Here is a 21,139-nt window from a genome sequence, read left to right on the forward strand (position 1 = left end):
CGTCTTTCAGGACGGCATCCCATTTTGCAGCAAGGTGGTTGTCTATGAATTTAACTCGTTCCCACATTTCCCTTATTTATGTCGTTCTGATCATTAGTCTTCTTGCCGCCGTCAGCGTCTCCAGCTTCATCGCTTCCACACATGTTGAAGCGGAGCTGAACAGCGTCGCGAAAGAAGCGCTCCCTTTATCTGAGGTCTCTGGAAATATATTGTCCGATCTTATCAGTATGGAGACCGGCGTTCGAGGCATGGAGCTTACGGGTGATCCCAAATTTCTGGAGCCCTATGAGCAAGGTAAAAGCCATCTGGGAAGCGATCTCCAGCAAATGGCCGGCTATCAGAAATTGTACCCGAATTTGAAAAGCTTAATGGAAGGCGATATTCTTCCCCAGATTCGGCGGCTGGAGGAATTTTACACGACGCAAATTTCGATGGTTCGCTCCGGGCAATTGGAGGAAGCGCGCAGACGCGGCCCAATGGGCAAAACGCTGATGGATAACTTCCGCCAGCTCCACATCAAAATCCGTACGGAAATCGAGGTCATTACCGCAGAATCCTATACGAACGCTGTTCGTGCAGGGCAGACAACACGTACCATCATTGCTTCCGGCGGTGCCCTGGCCGTCATCATCGGCGGACTTTCCTTCTTCATCTTTCGGCGTGCCAACGAGGCGGAATCCGCACTGCGCAAAAGCGAGGAGACCTACCGCTTCATGGCTGAAAGTCTGGAAGCCCAGAACGAGGAAATTATCGCCCAGCAGGAGGAACAGGAGCAGACGCTTGAGAAGCTGTCTCTCCGCGAGCATGAGCTCGAGTCTATCAGCAGTTATCAAGCGAAGCTTGCCGGCGCTTTGGATATGGATGCCTTCTTGGGCTCATCTATTCCCGCCCTGCTGGAATCTTTGCAGTTGGATGCCGCGCTGCTCGCCGTTCGATCCACAGAACGGCAGGCTGCAGAGCCGGGCTCGACAGCATTTGATGTGCTGTATGCGACAGGGTACCCCCAGACAATTCCGAAGCAGCTGGAAAAAACTTTATACGGCCCCGCGCTTCGCGTCTTCACTGAAGGCAAGCCCGTGGAATGCAAGCGTGATTTGTCCCCGGCCGAGCAGAGCCTGCATCACAATGATACGGCTGTACTGGATCAATATTTTCCTTTATTCGATGACCAGCAGCAGGTGATCGGCTTTCTTTTGCTGACAGGCTACATCACCGCGGCGAGCGAGCAAAAAATGAGAGTGGCCAAGGGCTTGGCCCGCCAATTCGGGCTCGCCTTCCTTGCGCAGTTCATCAATGAAGAGCGGCGCCGGCAAGCCCTCCATCTGAAGAAGCTGAATGCGCAGCTGACCAAGGAAAGGCTGCTCGTCGGCAATATTCTGGAAGCGACGAATGAAGGCATGATGTTCTGTGATTTGAACGGGATCATCCAGTTCACCAACCATCGCATGATTGAAAGGTTCCCGCTCAGCAAGCACGTCGGCGACTATTGGCCGGATTTGTGCCGAACGCTTGAACAAGCGAACCCCTCCTTCTCGCAAGCGCACCAAGCCATTAAAGGCCTGCTGGAAGGGTCCCTCGACAAGCTGTCCGAGCGCTTTACTCTCTTCGATGAGGAGCAGCAGCCTCATTTCATTGAGCTGTATGCAACCAAAGTCGGGGGCAGCAGCAACGAGGAGCAAGGGTATTTGTTCGTATTCCGCGACCGGACGGAAGAAGAGAAGGTCGATGAGATGAAAAATGAATTTATCAGCATCGTTTCCCACGAGCTTCGGACACCGCTTGCCAGCGTGCTTGGATTTATTGAGATATTGCTTCATCGCGAGCTTACCGCGGAGAAGCAGCAGCGTTACCTGCAAACTATTTATAAAGAAGCGAATCGCCTTTCAACGCTCATTAACGATTTTCTGGATTTGCAGCGGATGGAATCCGGAAAGCAAGCTTACCATTTTGCTCCTATCGAGCTTGTCGGAATTGTCCAAGAGGTCGCCGAGCAATGGAAAGGGAAACAAAGCCATGAGATCCGGCTGTCCGCTTCCCATAAGGATATCTGGGTTCGGTCCGATGCGGATCGGCTGAAGCAGGTTGTCCACAATCTATTGAGCAACGCTATCAAATATTCCCCTCAAGCCAATCTGGTCGAGGTGGCCCTTGAGGCCTCCGGAGACCGGGTGCTGCTGAAGGTAACCGATTATGGCCTTGGCATTCCGGATGATGCGAAGGATAAGCTGTTCACCAAGTTTTACCGCGTCGATAATTCCGACCGTCGACAGATCGGCGGTACCGGTTTAGGCTTGGCCATTGTCAAAGAAATTGTCGATGCGCATCAAGGCTCCATCACGTTCGATTCTTCCATGGGCCAAGGTACGACCTTTACGGTCGAGCTCAGCACCTATCAGGTTCCTGATGCCGAAGGCAGCATCCTTGTTCTAGAGGATGACGATAACTTGGCCAAGCTGGTCCAGATCACCCTGAGCAAGCTGAACCTGCCATCCGTGCATCTAAGGTCCGCCGAGGAAGGAATTATTGCGCTGCACCGCATCCGCAGCCAGCCGCCGCGGCTGTGCATCGTCGATATTCATCTTGAGGGCTCGCAAAACGGCTGGGATTTCATGACCGAGCTGTATCGCCATCCAGACTTTTACCGCACCCCGGTCATCGTCTCTACCGCATTGGAGCCGCCGCTGAACTACCACGAGAAAGATATTGAGAAATTTCTGCGCAAGCCGTTCTCCATGGAAAAGCTCCTGCAGGTTGCCGAGCAGCTGCTGTACCATACCGAGCACAATCCGTCGTATATTTTTCCGGCGCAGGACGAGAACGTTCTTTCGACCACTTTGCGGAAGAACGGGATGGAAGTCACTGAAATGACCTGTGATGAGGATATGATTCAGGTGGAGTTGAAGCCTCTGCAGCACAATGAGAGCGAAGAAGAAGATTAGTAAGCTCGAAGAACGCGGAATACAGCCTTCTTTCGGGTATGCGCCCCGGTACATTCCGGGGCTTTTCTTCCCGCAGTGGAATAAGCTAAACTAAGCAGAAGTAGAAGAAAGGCAGGCGATGCAGAGATGCTGCACAACGAAGAGAAAGAAGCGGTATACAAAGCGATTTATAACCGGAGAGATATCCGAACGTTTCTGCCGGACCCCATCTCGCCCGAGGTGATACGCAGATTGCTTGATGCGGCGCATCACGCCCCTTCCGTCGGCTTCATGCAGCCATGGAGCTTCATTCTGGTCGAAACCGCTCCCACGAAGGAACGACTGGCCTGGGCTGCGGATAAGGAGCGCCGGGCTCTCGCCATTCACTATGAGGGAGAGAAGGAACAGCACTTCCTTGGCCTGAAAATCGAAGGGATTAAGCAGGCGCCGATTACCATCTGTGTCACCTGTGATCCTACGCGCGGCGGCTCGCACGTGCTCGGACGCAATTCGATCCCGGAAACCGACATCATGTCCACAGCCTGTGCGATTCAAAACATGTGGCTTGCCGCTTATGCCGAAGGTCTCGCTCTGGGCTGGGTCAGCTTTTATAAAAAGAACGATATCCGCGATATTTTGCATATCCCGCCTCACATTGACCCTGTCGCCTTGCTGTCGATCGGCTATACGGACCATTATCCGAGCCAGCCGATCCTGGAAACCGCGAACTGGGAAAAAAGACGTGCCTTGGAGCCGTTGATTTACAAGGAGCAATGGGGTGTTTCTCCGGTTTGACGGATTATCGTACCGCCACACCAAAGCCAAAGCCAAATAATATGCCGCGTCTGTGCTGCCTGCAAAAATAACCGCTGCCGGCCTCGATTATTCCAATCGTTGGCCGTACAGCGGTTTTTGACTACGCCAGAAATCATAAGCTCCTGAGGCCAAAATCCGGGGACAAAGGCGAATTCTTACGCTTCATTCCGTCCACTTCGCCAGTTTCAGCGGCCTCCTAAACGCGGTCGTTCATCTTCGCAAGGCTTCGATCGAGGATTGGCTACGCATCCAGCTTGCGCACATCCACCGTCACCGTGAGCTTCTGTCCGCCTGAACCGCGGTACACGCCCTTCACGGGGACAATGTCTTTGTAATCGCGTCCGTGACCGAGCTTCACGTATCTCCAGCCGACCTCCGTATGGTTCGTCGGATCAAAGCCAAGCCAGCCGGTCCCCGGAATGTGGACCTCCACCCACGCATGCGAAGCCTGCTCGAAGTCGGCGCTGCCTCCCTGCAGGTCGCCTACAAAGTGATAACCGCTCACGTACCGCGCCGGCATGCCGATGCTGCGGCAAACCGCGATCATCAGATGTGCATAATCCTGACATACGCCCCTGCGCAGCTTCAACGTGTCGCTCACCGTCGTATGTACATGCGTCGCATCGGGGTCATAGGTGAAATCCTGATGAATCCCCTCCGACAGCTGCTTTGCCCAGACGTACAGTCCCTCCTCGGCTAATGGATAGCGGGCCGCGTAAGCAAGCAGCCCTTCCGTCAGCTCCGTATATTGGGTGGGGAGCAAAAATTCGATGTAGCGGTTTTGCAGCTTCTCGCTCTGCAGCAGCTCCAGCTGCTCCTTCAACGGGAGCCCGCGCTGAGCGGCGGAGCTCTGGTCCTGCGTCACGACCGTTGCCTTCGTCTTGATCACCAGCTCCCGGTGCGGCTTGCTGACAGAAAAGGAATGAACCCGGTTGCCGAAGTAATCTTCATAAGTGAACAAGGAGGCTACGGGCTCAATCCACACCTCATGATGGTAGCAGGATTGGCGGTAGTTCGTTCGCGGCGTCAAGCGCAGCTCATTGACACTGTCCGTAGCCGGCTCCTCGTAAGTATAGCGGGTCACATGGCTGATCTCGATCTTCATGCGCTGACCTCCTCGATTTGAAAAAAGGCAGCAGCCATCGTCCTCCCCAGCCTTTGGCACGAAGCGTTCAAATGCTCAAGCATCGACCCTACCTGCGCCGGGCTGAAGTCTTCTCTCTCCATGCAGGCCAACTCCGCCTTCACCTTGCCCGCCTGACGGATCGCTTTCTCATGGGGAAGATGATATTCGGTCGACTGCAGCTCAATTCCCCGGAGATGCTCCTCCAGTGCCCTGAAAGAGAAATGGACCGAGCGCGGGAAACTCTCGCTGCCTATCATAAATTCCATAATATGCTCCACCGACATCCCGTCCGCATAAAACCGCCGGAACGCCTGATAGCCGCTGACCGACTTCAGCACAGCGAGCATATTCGGATAAGGCGTCGCTTGAGCCTCGATCAGCGTTCGGGAGACGGATTGCAAGATGCGCACCGTGTTCTCCGCCCGCTCCAGAAAGCGCCCGCCTTCAATGAAATGCCATTCGTTATGCCTCACCATGACCGAATGCTCTACGCCTTGGAACATCGACATCCGTTCTTTGATCTGTCTGTAAAAGCCATGCGGCGACTCCCGCAAAATATCGTCCACCTGCTTCTCCCCGAGCCATAGGTAGAACGAATTCATCATATCCCACATCTCGCTCGGCAGCTTCTCTCTCAGGGTACGGAGATTGTTTCTGGCCTGACTGACGCAGGAGAACAAGGAATTGGCATAGCCCCGGTCCAATGTAATAAACGAAAGCACATCCTTCTCGGTAAACGCCTCAAACTGCTGCTCATAGGCATCGCGCGCGCCGAGGGCATCGATCAGGCGGGCCCACTTATGCTCCTCATGCTTGAAATCGGCATCCTGCTGAATATGATAGTGAACATCAATCAGCCTGGCATGATTCTCGGCCCTCTCCGCGTACCGACCTACCCAAAATAAAGCCTCTGCATTTCGATTGAGCATGGACATCACTCCTAAGATCTAGAATAACGGCTCATGTCCCGCGTGAACATGTGCCCCGTGACAACAGCTAGCAGCTATCCAATTCCTATATACAAAAACGCCGTCCTTCCTCAAGCTAGCACCCAGGTGTCCTTGCAGCCTCCGCCCTGCGACGAATTGACGACAAGCGAGCCTTCCTTCAACGCTACACGCGTCAAGCCCCCCGGTATCACATGAGTCCCGCCCTGCCCCATCAATACAAAAGCCCGCAAATCAATATGCCGCGGCGCCAGCTGGCCGCCTAACAGCACCGGAGCACGGGACAATTGGATGGTCGGCTGAGCAATGTAACGTCCGGGATCCAGACGAATTTGCTCCGCAAAGGCGGCGATCTCCTCTGCGGTTGCAGAAGGTCCGATCAGCATTCCGTATCCTCCGGACAAGGACGTTTCCTTCACAACCATCTCTCCCAGCCTCTCTAATACATATTCCCGTTCCTCCTTGCGCGATAACAGATAGGTGGGTACATTCTCCAGAATCGGCTCTTCCTCCAGATAATAACGGATCATAGCCGGCACATAAGCATAAATGGCCTTATCGTCGGCTATGCCAGTGCCCGGGGCATTGGCGATAGCTACATTCCCTGCCCGGTATGCATTCATAATACCGGCGACTCCCAGCATAGAATCCGGCTGGAAGGCCAGCGGATCAAGATAATCATCGTCAATCCGGCGGTACAGCACATCCACTTGAATGAGCCCCTTCATTCCGCGGATATATATTTTATGATCCTGAGCAACCAAATCCCGTCCTTCAACCAGATGAATGCCCATCTGCTGGGCCAGGAACGCATGCTCGAAGTAAGCGGAGTTGAATTCCCCCGGCGTGAGCAAAGCGATAACCGGTTCAGACTTGCGCTCAGGGGATAAGCTGCGCAGCGCCGAGAGAAAATGATTCAGGCTGTGCTCCACATCCCGAATCGAACAGGAGAAAGCAAGCTCAGGGAACAGCTGATTCATAATAGCACGGCTTTTGAACAGGTAGGAGAAGCCCGACGGGGAGCGCAGGTTGTCTTCCAGTACGAAGTAACGGCCGTCCGAATTGCGGATCAGGTCGATTCCCGACGTCGTGATATATACACCCCCCGGTACATCCACATGCATCATTTCAGGACGAAAATACCGGTTGCCGACGATCATTTTGCGAGGAATCAGGCCGTCCTGCACCATCCGCTGCTCATGGTACATATCATGAAGAAACCGATTCAATGCCTGCACCCGCTGCACAAGCCCACGCTCCACCATCGCCCACTCCTCGCTCGGAATGATTCGCGGAATCATATCGAACGGAATCGTCCTCTCGAGCGGCTGGGACTGCTCCGGGTGGTAGAGTGTAAACGTAATGCCTTCTTCAAGCATACGGCGGTTCATGGCTTTCTGCTTAGCCTCCAGCTCTTCCTTCTTCATACGGGAGAAGGCGTTATGCACCTGCTGATAATGCGGGCGAACGCTGGCTTCCTGTGCAAACATTTCATCGTAAAATGTCTCTAACGGATATGGAGCATTGTTCGAACGTCGGATCATCGCCATCTGCTGTCCCGGTCCAGGCTGCTTCCTAAATTAAGCCCTCTGAACCAGTCCCTCCCCACTTTTTTGCTATTTATGTTATAAAACATGACACAAAGCCTATAAAATAATTGAAAAATCCGAATATTCAAGCTACTTATACTATTTATCATATGTCTTAAGGCATATAATGTCAATAATCATGACAAATATTTAACAACACTCGTCCGATCCTCTCCCCAACAGAAAAGACGCTGCCTGCCTGTTCCGTTGTCCCAGCATCACCCCGATCGCCGCTCTATCATCATGGTCATGGTTGGAAAGAAGCACACGTTCCTATACGTACTCCGAGCCTGCGAACAGAAGACTGCCTGCACAATGACAACAACAACGACAGCCGCCTACCCGAAGCAGTTCGGGATAGACGGCTGTCTCTTTTGCACTGTATAAGTGTGGTTAAGCTTGCAGCGATTATCTTCTTCTGGTTTCCGTCAGGCGGAATTGGTTCACCAGCTGCTGGAGAAACTCCGTGATCGCCTCCACATGGTTCGAGGTATGGCGCACGTTGACGATATCCGTCAGCAGCTCTTGCACCTTACCCTCCACCTCGGTGGAGATTTTGCGGTTCTCCATGCTGACTGCGGCGATTTTCTCCATCAAGCCGACGACTTCATCGACGACCTGCGTTTTTTGCGAATCCGTGCTGGCTCCGCTCAAAATCTCCGAAGCCGCAGCGACCAGCTGGTTCCCCTCGGTCACAACCTGCGTCCCTTCTTCCATCGAAGCAAAGGCTTCCTGCGCATTGCTGTAGATCAAATGCACCGTGTCGCTGATTTCTTCGGTCGATTTACGTGTCAGCTCGGCAAGCTTACGAATTTCACCTGCTACGACGGCAAAGCCTTTGCCGTGCTCACCAACCCGGGCAGCCTCGATCGAAGCATTCAACGCCAACAAATTCGTCCGGTTGGAAATTTCCTCAATGACCTGCAGGACGCTTTTGATTTGCTGTGTCGTTTCCATAAAGGTGAGGATCGTATGATTTGTTTCCGCTACCTTGGTCGAAATCTGATTCATCTTCTCGCCGATGCGCCCCACTTCCGCCTGGGCTACCGCAATTTGCTCCGATGCTTTATCCTCGAGTACGCGCAGCGTCCCCTGCATATCGCCGACGACATCCTTCGCGATATCGATATCCTTCAGCTGACTGCGGATACTCCGGATCATGTCATGGATTTTGCCGCTCATCCGCTCCGTAGACCCTTCCGTACTGACAGCCGAACGGTTCAATAAATATTGGCTCGTCATCACATCCTCGGCCGCTTGCTTCACCTGGAGCATAATCCCTTCCAGCGAATCGATCATGTTATTGATCCATTTGGCCAGCTCGCGGGTCTCGTCCTTATCGAACTGGGCGTATTCCAGCCGCTGCGTCAAATCGCCGTTCCCCTCGGCATTGATCCGGATGAACTGGTTGATCCTATGCAAGCTCTTCACCACCGGCTGCGAGCCCTGCTTATGAATTGTCCAAGCGATAAGAAGCCCATACAGCAAGTTGAATAAAAGAACGATCCCGGCTCCCAGCAGCGTCGAAACCTGTCCCATCAAGAAATAGACGAGCACGGCCGACAATACGCCGAATAAGGCAATCAGCGGCAATTGCAGCTTCGTCAGCTTCCAGCCGATACTGCGAACCCGGTACACTTCCTCCAAGTCCCCTTCACACATCATCCCCCACACATCCGGACAATGAGGCAGCTGGAAGGTCACCCCTTTGCCGATCACCGGAATGTGCCGGTAATCCGAATAGCCGGGGAACTCTACGAACAGATTGCTTCCATTGGCAATCGTATTGGCAACACCCGGATGCAGCTGGCCTGTAGCCGGATCCGTAAACATAATCTCCAGCTCGGTATGCTCCTTCACCGAAACGACGCCCCAATCGGTCGTTACCCCGTCCTTCAGGTTCTCCCCGTGCGTAAAAGTACGATCCTCGAACCGGCTTCGTGACAGCGCTGTGCCGGGAGCAATATGCGTATTAATTTCGGGACGTGCCATAAATATGTAGTTGTCGCCTGAATCGGGATATACATGGCCGGACTCGCGCTGGATAAGATCCCCGATCACATCATTGGGCACCCTGCCGCACAAAGCCCCTTTCCACACCCCCTGTGCCATAAGAGGCACGATGTACAGCAGCGTCATTTTATCATGAAAAGCCGAGGTGCTCGGCCCGATCTCCAGGGTTAGCGGATCCGCATACGGACCGAACAAGCATTTGCCGCCTTGGGCCGTATACGCCAATCCCTTGGATAGAATGCCTTTGCCTGCATATGTCGTCCCGATATGCTTCGCGTAGGAGGAGAATACAACCTCGTGCTGCTCATTCAGCAAAAAGATTTCCGAGAAGTCGGAAGCCCGGTTTCTCGCCCCTGCAAAAAGCTTGTCCAATGAAGCGGAGCGCTGCTCGGCTTCGCTGCCTTGCCCCTCTTCCACCGATAGGATTTGCTCCAGCAAACGATCCAGATGAGCCCAATATTCGTTCGTCCAGCTCTTCAGGAGCTCCATGCGGGTGTTCGCAATCCCCTCGAATATGTCCTCCACATCGTCTTTCGTATTGCGATTCAACCGGTAAGACCACCATAACGGCAATCCTTTTCTAAAACCTAACCAATCAAACATCTGCCTCTCCCCCCATGCCTATAACCAACAGTATACGATGTTAACAATTATAACACATACTTCCAGTTGATGTGAGACAATTTTCCTATTTCGCGTAAGAAAACGGGATTTTTTTTGTGAAAAAACACAAAAAAACCTGCCGAAAGTCGACAGGTCTTGACAAAATCAGACGTTTAGCGTCCTAAATCCGAACGATTGCAGGAAAGCATCAAAGCCGGCCGCGCCATGCTCCGTCCGTTTATACACTCCGGCATCATGAAGCACGTCAGCAAATTTCCCACCGACCGCCGCTTGCAGTGCATCAGCCGCCTCGGCTTCCGTCAGCTTCGTTCCATGCTGCAGGATCAGCTCCTGTATCCAGCCGCTGTGCTTATGCAATGGATGATCGGGCTGCGCTGTGATGCTCGTATCCAGAGGCAGCGCCCCGGTGAGAATGGGAACAATCCCTTCCAGCTCGTCCTTGAGCCGGCCCGGCAGCACCGCCAAGCCCATGACCTCGATCAAGCCGATGTTTTCTTTCTTGATGTGATGCAGTACTTGGTGCGGGTGGAAAATCCCGTCGGGATGCTCCACACTCGTCCGATTGTTGCGCAGCACCAGATCCAGCTCATATTCGCCTGCGGCGTTATTGCGGGCGATTGGCGTGATCGTATTATGAGGAATGCGGCTCTCACCCTCCCCGGTAAAGGCGAGGATGTCCTGTCCTTCGTCACTGTAGCCCTTCCATGTGTTCAGCACCGTGTCGGCCAGCTTCAGCAGCAGCTGCTTGTTGTGGCTCGAAATCCGGATGACGGACATCGGCCATTTCACGATGCCGACCCGCACGTTCGGGTAGTCGGGATGCGAGAAGCTGCGCTCCACCGGCGCTTTTTCCATCGGGAATTGATGCTTTCCGCCTTGGAAATGGTCATGATTCAGAATCGAGCCCCCGACGATCGGAAGATCGGCATTCGAGCCTATGAAATAATGCGGAAATTGATCGATGAAGTCCAGCAGCCGGTAAAAGGTTGCCGTCGACGTCTTCATCGGGCGATGCTGTTTATCGAAAATGATGCTGTGCTCGTTGTAATAGACATACGGCGAGTATTGGAAAAACCAAGGGTCGCCATCCAGCTGCAGCGGGATGACCCTCAGGTTTTGGCGGGCCGGATGATTCAGACGGCCGGCATAGCCTACATTCTCAATGCAGAGCAAACATTTCGGATAGTTGCTCGGCGGCGCGTTCTTGAGCAGCGCGATTTCTTTAGGATCCTTCTCCGGCTTGGACAGATTGATGGTGATTTCCAGATCACCGTAGGCTGTCTTGGCCAACCAATATTGATTCTTGGCGATGCGATCCATCCGGATATAGTTCGAATCGATACACAGCCGGTAAAAATCGTTCGTCGCCTGCTCGACACTTCCCTGCGCGGCCGTTCTCCAGAAGCGCTCCGCCACCTCCGACTGCCGCGGCATCAGGCAGCCCATCAGCTTCGCGTCCAGCAGATCGCGCAGTGTGGTGTTGTTGTCCTGCAATAGGCCTGCCTCGGCGGCATAATCCAGCAGCGATTCCAGCAAGGGCACCGGACTGTCGGCATTCACCGCGCCGACCTCTCCTGCGTACGGCTCGGAGAGCTGCAATATATCCAGCAGGCCGTTGCGGGCCGCATAGCTGTCGATCGGCTCCAGCAGCTTATGCCGGACACCGAACTGCACCAGCTCCTCCACCGTACGGGCCGCCGCTTCCTGCCGTTCCGGCGATACGCCCGCCGCTTGGGCGATAGGTTCGTTCATCATGCCATTCCTCCTTCATAAATACCTCTTATATAACCCATCTTCAACCAACCGTTGAAGAGCACGTTCAAATGAATCGAAAGCAGGCCGTAAAGGCGAGGCGTCCCCCTCTCTTTACTTTACGGCTGCCCCCGAAAAAAACGGTAAGTCGGCTTGCAAAGCCATTACTCCGCGTAGCCGTTCGGGTGCGCCTGGTGCCATGCCCAGGCCGTCTCGATAATTTTCTCCAAGCTGTCGCGCTTCGGCTTCCAGCCAAGCTCCTCCCGGGTACGATCGGAGGAAGCGATCAGCACCGCCGGGTCGCCGGCGCGTCTTGCCTCGACCACCACCGGAATTTCGTGACCTGTCACCTTGCGCGCGATCTCGATCACTTCTTTAACCGAGAAGCCTTTGCCGTTGCCCAGGTTGTAAATGCTGCTCTCGCCGCCGCTGCGAAGCTTTTGTACGGCAAGAATGTGAGCGTCGGACAAATCCGTCACATGAATGTAATCGCGGATGCACGTACCGTCCGGCGTTGCGTAATCGTCGCCGAAGATGGAGATGTGCGCACGCTTGCCAAGCGCCACCTGCAAAATGATCGGAATGAGGTGCGTTTCCGGTGAATGGTCTTCGCCGATACGCCCGCTCTCATGGGCGCCGGCCGCGTTGAAGTAGCGCAGCGATACATATTTGATGCCGTGGGCGGTATCGAACCAGCGCATCATTTTTTCCATCGCCAGCTTCGTCTCGCCGTAGGCGTTCGTTGGCAGCGTACGGTCGCTTTCGACGATCGGTACATTTTCCGGTTCACCATACGTGGCTGCCGTCGAGGAGAAGACGATTTTTTTCACGCCATACTCATTCATTTTCTCCAGCAGGCACAAAGTGCCGTATACGTTGTTATGATAATATTTCCCCGGGTTTTGCATGCTCTCGCCAACCAAGGAATTCGCCGCAAAATGAATGACCGCATCAATGTCATTTTCTTTGAAAACCGTATCCATAAAATCCGCATCGCGCAGATCCCCTACGTACAGCTTGCCGCCCAGCACCGCTTCCCGATGTCCCTGCTGCAAATTATCGACCACGACAACCTCTTCGTTTCTCGCCAGCAGCTCCGCTACTGTATGCGAGCCGATGTAGCCCGCGCCTCCCGTTACTAATATCGCCATTTCTGTTTTCCCTCCCAAGGATTGCTGATTCCATACTTGTCTCAAACATCCAATCATCCGTTACCCGCGACTGCGGCCGGTTAAGCTTCGATTTCCTTCACGCCGTCCCCGATATCACAAACATAGAAGTCCGCCGTCAAGCCGGTTTTCTCCTTGTACGCCTGTCCTACCTGATCGATCAGCTGTGCAACGGAATCCTCATGCACCAGAGAAACCGTACAGCCGCCAAAGCCTGCACCCGTCATCCGGGAGCCTAGCACGCCTGGAATGTTCAGCACTTCCTCCACCATCACATCCAGCTCCATGCAGGAAACCTCGTACAAATCCCGCAGCGAGTTATGCGAAGCGATCATCAGCTGGCCGAAAGCCGCCAGATCATTATTGTCCAGCACCTTCATCGATTGCAGCACACGGTCGATTTCTTCAACGACATGCTTCGCGCGCTTGCGTACGATATCGTCCTTAATCAAATGCTGGTATTCATTGAACTGCTCCAGCGTAAGCTGGCCCAGCAGGGTTACTTGCGGGAATTGCGCCTGCAGATCCAAAACCGCCTGCTCACACTGCGCTCTTCTTTCGTTGTAGGCCGAGTCTACCAAGCCGCGTTTCTTGTTCGTGTTGCCGATGACCAGCTTGTAAGCGCCGCTCTGGAAAGGCACATGCTCATACTCCAGCGTATCGCACATCAATAGAATCGCGTGATCCTTCTTGCCCATAGCTACGGCGAACTGGTCCATAATACCGCATTGCACGCCTACGAACTCGTTCTCTACCTTCTGGGATAAAAGAGCGATATCCACCTTATCCGTCGGGTGCCCTTCCATCGTCAGCAAGCCGAAAGCAGTCACCACTTCAATCGAGGCGGAGGAGGAAAGGCCGGAGCCGTTCGGAATCGCACCGCTGTACAAAATATCATAGCCGCCGACGGACAAGCCGCGCTGCTGCAGCTCGTTAATAATCCCTTTCGGGTAGTTCATCCAGTCATCCGCCGGGTCAAAGACTAAGTTGTTAATGGAAATTTGTTTGTGAAGCGAAAAGTTTGTCGAAGCCAGGCCCACCTGTCCGTCGCCGCGCTTGCGGATCAGCATCGTCGTTCCGAACGTCAGTGCCGCAGGAAACACGTAGCCACCGTTGTAGTCGGTATGCTCACCGATCAGATTGACGCGTCCGGGAGCGTGAAAGACGCGGATCGGACCTGCTCCTTCACTTCCGTACCGTTCCTTGAACTGCTGCTGCAATGCTTGTAAGTCTGCCATTAACTACACCGCCTGTTCTCGTATTGAGCTGCCGATGCCTGAAGGGACCGCAGCTGTTTTTCTTACCACAATAAATTTATAAGCTTCCGAAGTCATCGAAGGTGAAAATTATATTTTGCGATAAAACCAACCACAGAGCGCGGCCGCTCAGCCTGAAAGTCCTGGGTAGAGGTTTTATCCATTTCAGTATACTGCCGCGCTTCCGGTTTCACTATGGAACGATGTCAGTATGACATGGAAAAATGTTAGATTCCATTCATGATCTTGCTTCTATTATGATATACTTTTTTTATCTGAATTCAAAAGGCTGCAGGATTTTCCTTGTCATCTTCATTCATTACACCAATAAAGGGGCGCTCAGCCGTGTCCACCCCAACAAAACGAGCCGATAGCTACTATGTTGTATCGAATCCGCAGCCTGAATCCGAGGACGATCTGATCGTCCTCTTCACCGGAAGCAGCCAAACGAAGCCCGGGCACAAGCCCGGACCTAAAGTCGTCGATTACTATTTACTGCACCACATCCAATCCGGCTGCGGTACCTTTACATGCCAGGGCACCACGTACAAGCTCGGCCCCGGCGATAGCTTCCTGATTGAGCCGGGGAAGCTCATTAACTACCAGTCAGATGAACAGGACCCCTGGTTTTACCGCTGGATTGCGTTCGAAGGAGACCGGGCCGCCCGGCTGCTGAACCAGATCGGCCTCTCCTCGCAGCAGCCGATTGTCCGGACCGGACGCAAACGGACGATCCCTGTGCTGTATCATCATGTACAGACGATTTTCCAGACCCGTCCCTTGCAGGCGAGCCTGAAGGCGAACGGATACCTGCATCTGCTGCTGGCAGAGTATGCGGAGGCCTTGAAGCCCCAGCACGCGGACGCCCCGCATCCGGCCGGCAGCGGCGAGCATATCGTGCAGCAGGCGCTGCATTATTTGACCACCCAGTACGCGGAGCCGATCACGATCGAGCTGATGGCCGAGGCGCTCGGCTACAACCGCGCGTATTTATCTACGCTGTTCAAAAAGCATACCGGGCTGACCCCGGTCACGTTCCTGCTGCGCTTGCGCATCGACAAGGCGCGGCTGCTGCTGCGGGAGCGGACGGAGCTGACCGTGGAGCAAATCGCTTCCTCGGTCGGCTTCCAGGACCCGCTCTATTTCTCCAAGCAGTTCAAGCGGCTGTACGGCATGTCGCCGACCGACTACCGCAGCGCGATGAAGCGGCTTTAGGCCGCTTGAGTGTTGGCGCCGGCTGAGCCGCGCTCCAAGGCGCTTAAGCCCGCAGACGCCGCTGCGACTCTCTCAGCGGAAGAGCAAAGGAGATGCAGGCGCCTTGATGAAGCCGGCTCTCCGCCCAGATGCGCCCGCCGTGAAACTCGACAATTTCCTTGGCGATAGCCAGGCCAAGCCCGCTGCCGCCTTCGGCGGAATTGCGGGACTTGTCTTTTTTGTAGAAGCGATCGAAAATGTAAGGCAAATCGTCCGGATCAATCCCGCTTCCGTTGTCCTGCACCTTCATGACGAGCGAGGAGCTGTCGGTCAAAATTTGCAGCACGATCGCCCCGCCGGCCGGCGTATGCTTGATGGCATTATAGATAATGTTGGTCAGCACCTGATCGATCCGGTCGATGTCGATATAGATGACATGACCGCTCTGCCGCAGCTCGGGAACGGCGTGGAGATAGGCTTGCAGGCTGAACGACAGCCCCGCATTGCGCACCTCCAGCTCGTAGCGGTCGCGGTAATATTGGACGAAATCGTCGATCGTCATTTCCTGCATATTGAAATCAATCTGCCTCGCCTCCAGCTTCGACAGCTGAAATAAGTCGGTAATCAGCCGGTTCAGCCCGTTAATCCGGGTCAGAATGAGCCGCAAATATTTCTCCTGCTGCTCCGGATCGACGACCACCTTATCGATAAGCGCCTCCACATAGCCTTGAATCAATGTCATCGGCGTCCCCAGATCATGCGATATATTGCTTAGCAGATGGCGGCGCGATTTCTCAAGTCGGCCCAGATCCTCATTCATTTTTTCCAAGGTCCGGTTGGATTTCTCCAGCTCTGCCGTCCTCTCCTTGATCCGATGCTCCAGACCCATGTTGAGCTCGCGCAGCTGGCGCGATAGCGTTTCCACCGCGGCGAAGGCACGGAACGATTTTAGACTGATAATAAAGGAAGTCATGAAAATGCAGTAAAACAGGCCGATCGCAGACACATTGCCCTTGTCTATATATTCATTGATATACAGCAGATCAATCAGAATGGTCACGGTATAGACGATGACGCCTGTGAGAACGAACAAGGCTCCGTCTCTTTTGTTCCGAACCCCTTCCGTAAAGCACACGATGCAGTAGACGCACACTGCGATGGTAAATATTTGATAAGCCGGCGTCACATAAGTGAAAATATTGGAAGGCAGTAAAATGACCAGGATGGAGGCGGCCAGACCCGTCCCTTGGATCGCCCTTATGTATCCGAGCCTAAATACCTGCGGGTACAGCCCGCGGCAAAACATCACGATGAGCGGTACCGACAAATAGTAGCTTATATATTCGAGGCGGAGTCCTGTCAGCCAGGGCAAGTCGGGAAACAGCAAAAACATCGTCCCTTCCCCGACAAACATCGCGCGAACCCCGGCCAGGATGCAGAATATAGCGAAATAGAGCGAGCCGCGCTCCTTGAAGCGCATGACGAATAAACCCAGGTGATACAAGCCCATCAGGAGCAGGCTTCCGATAAGCATCGCATCAATGATTAAACTCCGATTGTGATTGGAGGTTAGTTTATCGGCGTCGCCGAGCCATATTTTGTTCCATATCCCTCCGGTCCGGTGATCGAAGTTCGATACCTGGATCACAATATCCAGAGCCGGGTCCACTGCATTGAAATAAACCAGACGGGGCATGTAGGAAGGCTCTGAGGTCGCACGATCCGTTCCGACAACACCGCTGCCTCCCATAGGCTGTCCATTGATCCATAGCGTATAAGCCGTGCGTATCGTAGGAAGCTCCAAAGCCATCACTCCCGAGGAGGCGGGTAGGGTCACCTGAAGATGGAAGGTGGCAAAGCCCGAGCCCGGCAGCTTCGTTCCTTCCTGCTCGTAGCCGTTCCAAGTATGTGGAAGCTGTATCCGTTCAGGGGCTGGCCCTTCCTTCAAAGCCGCCTTCACCTGACCGGGCTCCAGCAGCTGACCCCAGAAAAAATCCCATTCTCCATCCAAGGCCTTATTCCCGTCGTTCTTGAAGTGCCATCCGGTCAAGTCCAGCTTGCCTTGCTCCGCTTGAATAGACGGCTCCGATGCAGGAAGCTGCCGTATGCCGCAGCCCACAAGTGATCCCAATAAAAGGATGGCAATCAGGGCTGGAATCCATATATAATAGAGATAGTTTCTGGAAATCGATACCACTTTCTTTCTTATTTGATAGTTTCCTTCATCGTATCGCAAATTTTGGGTTTTGGGAACTACAAGTAAAGCGTTTAAGCCACATCGGGATAGGAAATAAGGAGGAGCACATGGCGGGGGAAAAAATCTTAATTGTTGATGATGAGCCTGAAATTGTCGAACTCATCCGATTGTATTTAATGAAGGAAGGTTATGAGGTGCTCACTACGGACAATGGTGCCAGCGCCTTTCAGTATATGGAGCAGCATTCGCCGGATATGGTCATTCTCGACATCCAACTGCCGGAGATGGACGGCATCGAAATTTGCAGGCAGCTGCGACGCTCCTATCACGTGCCGATCCTGTTTATCAGCTGCCGCAGCGAGGATATGGATATCATACTGGGCTTAAGCATCGGCGGGGACGATTATATGACGAAGCCGTTCAGTCCGAGCCAGCTCGTTGCCCGCGTCAAAGCCCATTTGCGCCGCAAGCAGCTGCTGGATCAGCAAAAGGAAGATGCGCAGCAGATCAGCTTTCCGGGGCTTGAGATCGATCTGCTCAGCCGCAACGTGTGGGTCAACGGGGAGCTCGCGAATTTATCGTCGAAGGAGTTTGATTTGTTGGCTCTACTCGCCCGGAAGCCGAATAAAGTCGTACCGATCGAACAGCTGTACAAAATGGCCTGGGGCGTTGACAGCAACGGCGATACCCGAACGTTATTAGTACATATAAGCAATTTGCGCAAAAAAATAGAAGCCAACCCGACGGAGCCGGTATTCGTGCAGACCGTCCGTGGCGTCGGCTATAAATTTAACGCCGCTGAGGCGTGAGAACAAGCGGGACACCCAAGGTCCGCAAAGGCCGTCCTCCGACGGTTGGAGCGCCCTGTGTTCCGTTTTTTTAATTATTTGCGGTCATGAGCGATGCGGAATAGCAGCTCGTCCATTTCCTGCTCCGTCAAATCGCGCCACTGGCCTTTGCCCAGCTTTCCGAGTTGAATATTCATAATGCGGACCCGCTTCAGCCGGCGCACTTCATAGCCGAAGGCCGCACACATTCTTCGAATTTGCCTGTTCAGCCCCTGCGTCAAAATAATGCGGAACACGTGATCCTCCACCTGGTGAATTTCACACGGCTTGGTCATCGTACCGAGAATCCGCACCCCGCTTGCCATACCCTGCAGAAACATCCGGGTCAACGGCTTATCCACCGTCACGATATACTCCTTCTCGTGGTCGTTCTCGGCACGCAATATTTTATTCACGATATCCCCGTCATTCGTCAGCAGAATCAAGCCCTCTGAATCCTTATCCAGCCGTCCGATCGGAAAGATCCGCTCCGGATGTCCGACAAAATCGATAATGTTGCCCTGCACGTGCCTCTCCGTCGTACTGGTAATGCCGACAGGTTTATTCAGAGCGATATACACCCCCGGCTTTTTGGCCTGAATCGGCCTGCCGTCCACCCGAACGTCATCGCCCGCCTCCGCTTGGCTGCCTAACTCCGCAACCTTGCCATTTATTCGGACCCGTCCGGCCTCCACCAATTTATCCGCTTCCCGACGCGAGCAAAAGCCCGTCTCACTAATAAATTTATTAATTCGCATGTTCGTCACTCCACTTATCATTTAACTGCTTACATTATAACACTTCCGGATCGTCCCACAAGGATAACGAGCAGCACCACTTACATGATGAAGCTGGATGCGTTTGTCATGGCTGCGAAGCCAAAGACCGTTACGGTACGGTATCTATTTTTGGCATCAAAAAAAGGGACATGGATATGCCTCACCTATTTACACAAAATCCCGATTTAGGTACGATAGACCTATGTGAAAATTGGCATTTTTTGATAAAAATTGGTGAAAATGAGGTGCTTTGTTTCCATGACTTATGCAGCAAAAACCGTCTTTTATTTCAGCCTGTATATGTTTGCGCTCAGCTTGACCCTTCTTATAGCGCCGCAGCTGCTGGCTCCCTTGCTGGGATATACGGCAGAGAGCGAAATCTGGATCCGCTTGATCGGCATGTTTCTGTTGTTTCTCGCCTTTGATTATTGCGTGTCCGCGTTAGAGGGGATTACCCGCTTTTTCTATTTAACCGTATATACCCGAGCACCCATTATCGTCTTCATGTGCACCTTCGTCCTGCTGGGGATGCTCAAGCCGATTTTCATTCCGCTGAGCCTGATCGATCTGTGCGGGGCCATCTGGACTCTGCATGCTTTGAAAAAAACGAACCGCGGCAAGGGAGCAATACCCGCGGAATCCACCTCCGCCTCCGTCAAGCAGTAATATACCACCTTACCCCCACCCCCTTATGGCCTTATATGCGGCTGTTGAGGGGGTGTTTCATTTTCAAATAGACGGGGTAATGGATACATATACCCGATACACAAATCGACGGGAACGGCCTGCTTGATCCCGCCGTTCCCACTCTAAATCTGTCATGGAGTGTGATAGGTATGACGCGCAAAAAACAGATTCACTTGATTACAAGGCCGTTCGCCCATGTCCATTATACACTGACTGCATTAGGCTTTACCGAAATACCCCGTAAAGACGGAAGCAGCTACGAGCTGAGCTTTAGGGATCCGATGACATTAAAACAGTACACCTACCGTCTGCCCACCCAAACCGCCAAAAACGGATTGACCGTCGTCCATATTCATAGCGCCTGCTTTACGAATAAAGAGGAAATTCCTCATGGCGCCATGGAAGCCGCCGCTCAAGTCATGGCGGAGGTGGAGCAGTATTTGTCCAGCCATGAGCCCAAGCTAGCCAGCAGGCCGATCCAAAAAACGATGAACGGACGGATGGCGACGACGGAGGAAGAACTGAAGCGGCTTGGGAAGGAAATGGCCCGCATGCCCACCAACTCGCAGCTGATTGAAAATGGACAGGTTCCCGATCCGATTCAATAAAAGCTCATAGGTCATACATGCCCTGCCAGGATGCAGCGAGGTCGCTGAAAAATTAGCGGAGTGGAAGGAATCGTTCTGTAGAAGCGTAAGCGTCGCAAGAATGATCCGCACATGCACCCGTAACTTTTTCAATTCAGCAGCCTCGGATACACCCGGCGGGGCTTTTTGCATGAAGCGGAACTATCGAGCCTGTCCGAAACCGGGAATGAGGTACGAATAGTTGTAATATAAGCGTCATAAAAGATGCCGTCGGGAGCAGTACCTCCTAACAGAGGAGGAGGCCTGCTCCCTCGTAACAGAATACAGCATGGGGGAATCATCGTGGGGTTATCGGCATGGATTAAAAAAATAAGGAAGCGAATTGCCCGCTGGCTGGTAAAGGGTATGGATACACCGCAGCAGAGCGCGGGGAGGCCGCTAGACGATCTCCGATCGGGCAAGAGCGACAGGCTCGGCCAGCGGGGGCGGATCGGATCGGGCGGCGAAAGACAGGAGCACGTCCGGCGTGGGACGGGCGGGGCGAGCGGCACGAACAGCGAGAGCGGCCTGCGTGGGGCTGGCGGGGCGAGCGGCACGAGTGGGGTGGGCGAAGCAGTGGTGGGCAAACGGCGGGTCCGCTGGGGGCGGGTCCTCCCCG

General features: G+C 53.6%; 15 protein-coding genes and 2 pseudogenes. 7 read left to right on the forward strand and 10 right to left on the reverse strand.

Annotated elements, in window-relative coordinates:
- Positions 1-44 precede the first annotated feature (44 nt).
- Both CF651_RS27150 and bluB read left to right on the forward strand, forming a co-directional pair.
- Positions 45-2,939: an ATP-binding protein gene (locus CF651_RS27150; protein WP_094017996.1), complete on the forward strand. Its 2,895-nt coding sequence runs from the start codon at positions 45-47 to the stop codon at positions 2,937-2,939.
- Positions 2,940-3,065: 126 nt separating this feature from the next.
- Entirely contained in the window at positions 3,066-3,713 is a 648-nt protein-coding gene (gene bluB / locus CF651_RS27155) for a 5,6-dimethylbenzimidazole synthase (protein WP_094017997.1), read from the forward strand.
- A gap of 262 nt (positions 3,714-3,975) precedes the next feature.
- Here bluB and CF651_RS27160 read toward each other — a convergent pair whose 3' ends face one another.
- The 7 genes from CF651_RS27160 to CF651_RS27190 all read right to left on the reverse strand — a co-directional run bounded on the left by CF651_RS27160 (position 3,976) and on the right by CF651_RS27190 (position 14,192).
- The gene (locus tag CF651_RS27160; RefSeq protein WP_094017998.1) at positions 3,976-4,839 is read right to left on the reverse strand and encodes a transglutaminase family protein; all 864 of its coding nucleotides are present in this window, start codon (positions 4,837-4,839) and stop codon (positions 3,976-3,978) included.
- Positions 4,836-5,789 carry an alpha-E domain-containing protein gene (locus tag CF651_RS27165; RefSeq protein ID WP_094017999.1) on the reverse strand — a complete coding sequence of 318 codons (954 nt, stop codon included), beginning with the start codon at positions 5,787-5,789 and terminating at the stop codon, positions 4,836-4,838. Before CF651_RS27165 ends, CF651_RS27160 begins: the two co-directional genes overlap by 4 nt.
- A 110-nt stretch (positions 5,790-5,899) precedes the next feature.
- Positions 5,900-7,357 (reverse strand): circularly permuted type 2 ATP-grasp protein, encoded by a 1,458-nt coding sequence (locus CF651_RS27170; protein WP_094018000.1) that lies wholly within the window; start codon positions 7,355-7,357, stop codon positions 5,900-5,902.
- Positions 7,358-7,804: 447 nt separating this feature from the next.
- Entirely contained in the window at positions 7,805-10,012 is a 2,208-nt protein-coding gene (locus tag CF651_RS27175) for a methyl-accepting chemotaxis protein (RefSeq protein ID WP_094018001.1), read from the reverse strand.
- A 165-nt stretch (positions 10,013-10,177) separates the two neighbouring features.
- The gene (locus CF651_RS27180; RefSeq protein ID WP_094018013.1) at positions 10,178-11,785 is read right to left on the reverse strand and encodes a UDP-glucose--hexose-1-phosphate uridylyltransferase; all 1,608 of its coding nucleotides are present in this window, start codon (positions 11,783-11,785) and stop codon (positions 10,178-10,180) included.
- Positions 11,786-11,949: 164 nt separating this feature from the next.
- Complete coding sequence (gene galE / locus CF651_RS27185) at positions 11,950-12,936, reverse strand: UDP-glucose 4-epimerase GalE (RefSeq protein WP_094018002.1); 987 nt, start codon at positions 12,934-12,936, stop codon at positions 11,950-11,952.
- Positions 12,937-13,016: 80 nt separating this feature from the next.
- On the reverse strand, positions 13,017-14,192 hold the full coding sequence (locus tag CF651_RS27190) for a galactokinase (protein ID WP_094018003.1): 1,176 nt from the start codon (positions 14,190-14,192) through the stop codon (positions 13,017-13,019).
- A gap of 363 nt (positions 14,193-14,555) precedes the next feature.
- Here CF651_RS27190 and CF651_RS27195 point away from each other — a divergent pair, with 363 nt between their 5' ends.
- The gene (locus tag CF651_RS27195) at positions 14,556-15,425 is read left to right on the forward strand and encodes an AraC family transcriptional regulator (protein WP_094018004.1); all 870 of its coding nucleotides are present in this window, start codon (positions 14,556-14,558) and stop codon (positions 15,423-15,425) included.
- A gap of 43 nt (positions 15,426-15,468) precedes the next feature.
- Here CF651_RS27195 and CF651_RS33450 read toward each other — a convergent pair whose 3' ends face one another.
- Positions 15,469-15,975: a sensor histidine kinase gene (locus tag CF651_RS33450; protein WP_425436338.1), complete on the reverse strand. Its 507-nt coding sequence runs from the start codon at positions 15,973-15,975 to the stop codon at positions 15,469-15,471.
- A 30-nt stretch (positions 15,976-16,005) separates the two neighbouring features.
- Positions 16,006-17,214 (reverse strand): annotated as a pseudogene (locus tag CF651_RS33455) (7TM diverse intracellular signaling domain-containing protein); the annotation flags it as partial.
- Between the two features lie 494 nt (positions 17,215-17,708).
- Between CF651_RS33455 and CF651_RS27205 the strand changes: the two are divergent.
- On the forward strand, positions 17,709-18,410 hold the full coding sequence (locus tag CF651_RS27205; RefSeq protein ID WP_094018005.1) for a response regulator transcription factor: 702 nt from the start codon (positions 17,709-17,711) through the stop codon (positions 18,408-18,410).
- 74 nt (positions 18,411-18,484) lie between these two features.
- On the opposite strand, the gene rluF is transcribed toward CF651_RS27205, so the two are convergent.
- Positions 18,485-19,186 carry a 23S rRNA pseudouridine(2604) synthase RluF gene (gene rluF / locus CF651_RS27210; protein ID WP_094018006.1) on the reverse strand — a complete coding sequence of 234 codons (702 nt, stop codon included), beginning with the start codon at positions 19,184-19,186 and terminating at the stop codon, positions 18,485-18,487.
- A gap of 279 nt (positions 19,187-19,465) precedes the next feature.
- Here rluF and CF651_RS27215 point away from each other — a divergent pair, with 279 nt between their 5' ends.
- The 3 genes and pseudogenes from CF651_RS27215 to CF651_RS27225 form a co-directional block, all read left to right on the forward strand.
- Positions 19,466-19,873 (forward strand): hypothetical protein, encoded by a 408-nt coding sequence (locus CF651_RS27215; RefSeq protein WP_094018007.1) that lies wholly within the window; start codon positions 19,466-19,468, stop codon positions 19,871-19,873.
- Positions 19,874-20,043: 170 nt separating this feature from the next.
- The gene (locus CF651_RS27220; protein ID WP_094018008.1) at positions 20,044-20,502 is read left to right on the forward strand and encodes a hypothetical protein; all 459 of its coding nucleotides are present in this window, start codon (positions 20,044-20,046) and stop codon (positions 20,500-20,502) included.
- Positions 20,503-20,745: 243 nt separating this feature from the next.
- Positions 20,746-21,139 (forward strand): annotated as a pseudogene (locus tag CF651_RS27225) (hypothetical protein); the annotation flags it as partial.

It is taken from the genome of Paenibacillus rigui (assembly GCF_002234615.1).
Classification (GTDB): domain Bacteria; phylum Bacillota; class Bacilli; order Paenibacillales; family NBRC-103111; genus Paenibacillus_S; species Paenibacillus_S rigui.

Coding starts and splice junctions, on each gene's coding strand:
- CF651_RS27160 (WP_094017998.1), bottom strand. CDS start 4,839: ATGAAGATCGAGATCAGCCATGTGACCCGCTATACTTACGAGGAGCCG.
- CF651_RS27205 (WP_094018005.1), top strand. CDS start 17,709: ATGGCGGGGGAAAAAATCTTAATTGTTGATGATGAGCCTGAAATTGTC.
- galE (WP_094018002.1), bottom strand. CDS start 12,936: ATGGCGATATTAGTAACGGGAGGCGCGGGCTACATCGGCTCGCATACA.
- CF651_RS27165 (WP_094017999.1), bottom strand. CDS start 5,789: ATGCTCAATCGAAATGCAGAGGCTTTATTTTGGGTAGGTCGGTACGCG.
- CF651_RS27170 (WP_094018000.1), bottom strand. CDS start 7,357: ATGGCGATGATCCGACGTTCGAACAATGCTCCATATCCGTTAGAGACA.
- CF651_RS27220 (WP_094018008.1), top strand. CDS start 20,044: ATGACGCGCAAAAAACAGATTCACTTGATTACAAGGCCGTTCGCCCAT.
- bluB (WP_094017997.1), top strand. CDS start 3,066: ATGCTGCACAACGAAGAGAAAGAAGCGGTATACAAAGCGATTTATAAC.
- CF651_RS27215 (WP_094018007.1), top strand. CDS start 19,466: ATGACTTATGCAGCAAAAACCGTCTTTTATTTCAGCCTGTATATGTTT.
- CF651_RS27150 (WP_094017996.1), top strand. CDS start 45: ATGAATTTAACTCGTTCCCACATTTCCCTTATTTATGTCGTTCTGATC.
- CF651_RS27175 (WP_094018001.1), bottom strand. CDS start 10,012: ATGTTTGATTGGTTAGGTTTTAGAAAAGGATTGCCGTTATGGTGGTCT.
- CF651_RS27180 (WP_094018013.1), bottom strand. CDS start 11,785: ATGAACGAACCTATCGCCCAAGCGGCGGGCGTATCGCCGGAACGGCAG.
- CF651_RS33450 (WP_425436338.1), bottom strand. CDS start 15,975: ATGCAGGAAATGACGATCGACGATTTCGTCCAATATTACCGCGACCGC.
- CF651_RS27190 (WP_094018003.1), bottom strand. CDS start 14,192: ATGGCAGACTTACAAGCATTGCAGCAGCAGTTCAAGGAACGGTACGGA.
- rluF (WP_094018006.1), bottom strand. CDS start 19,186: ATGCGAATTAATAAATTTATTAGTGAGACGGGCTTTTGCTCGCGTCGG.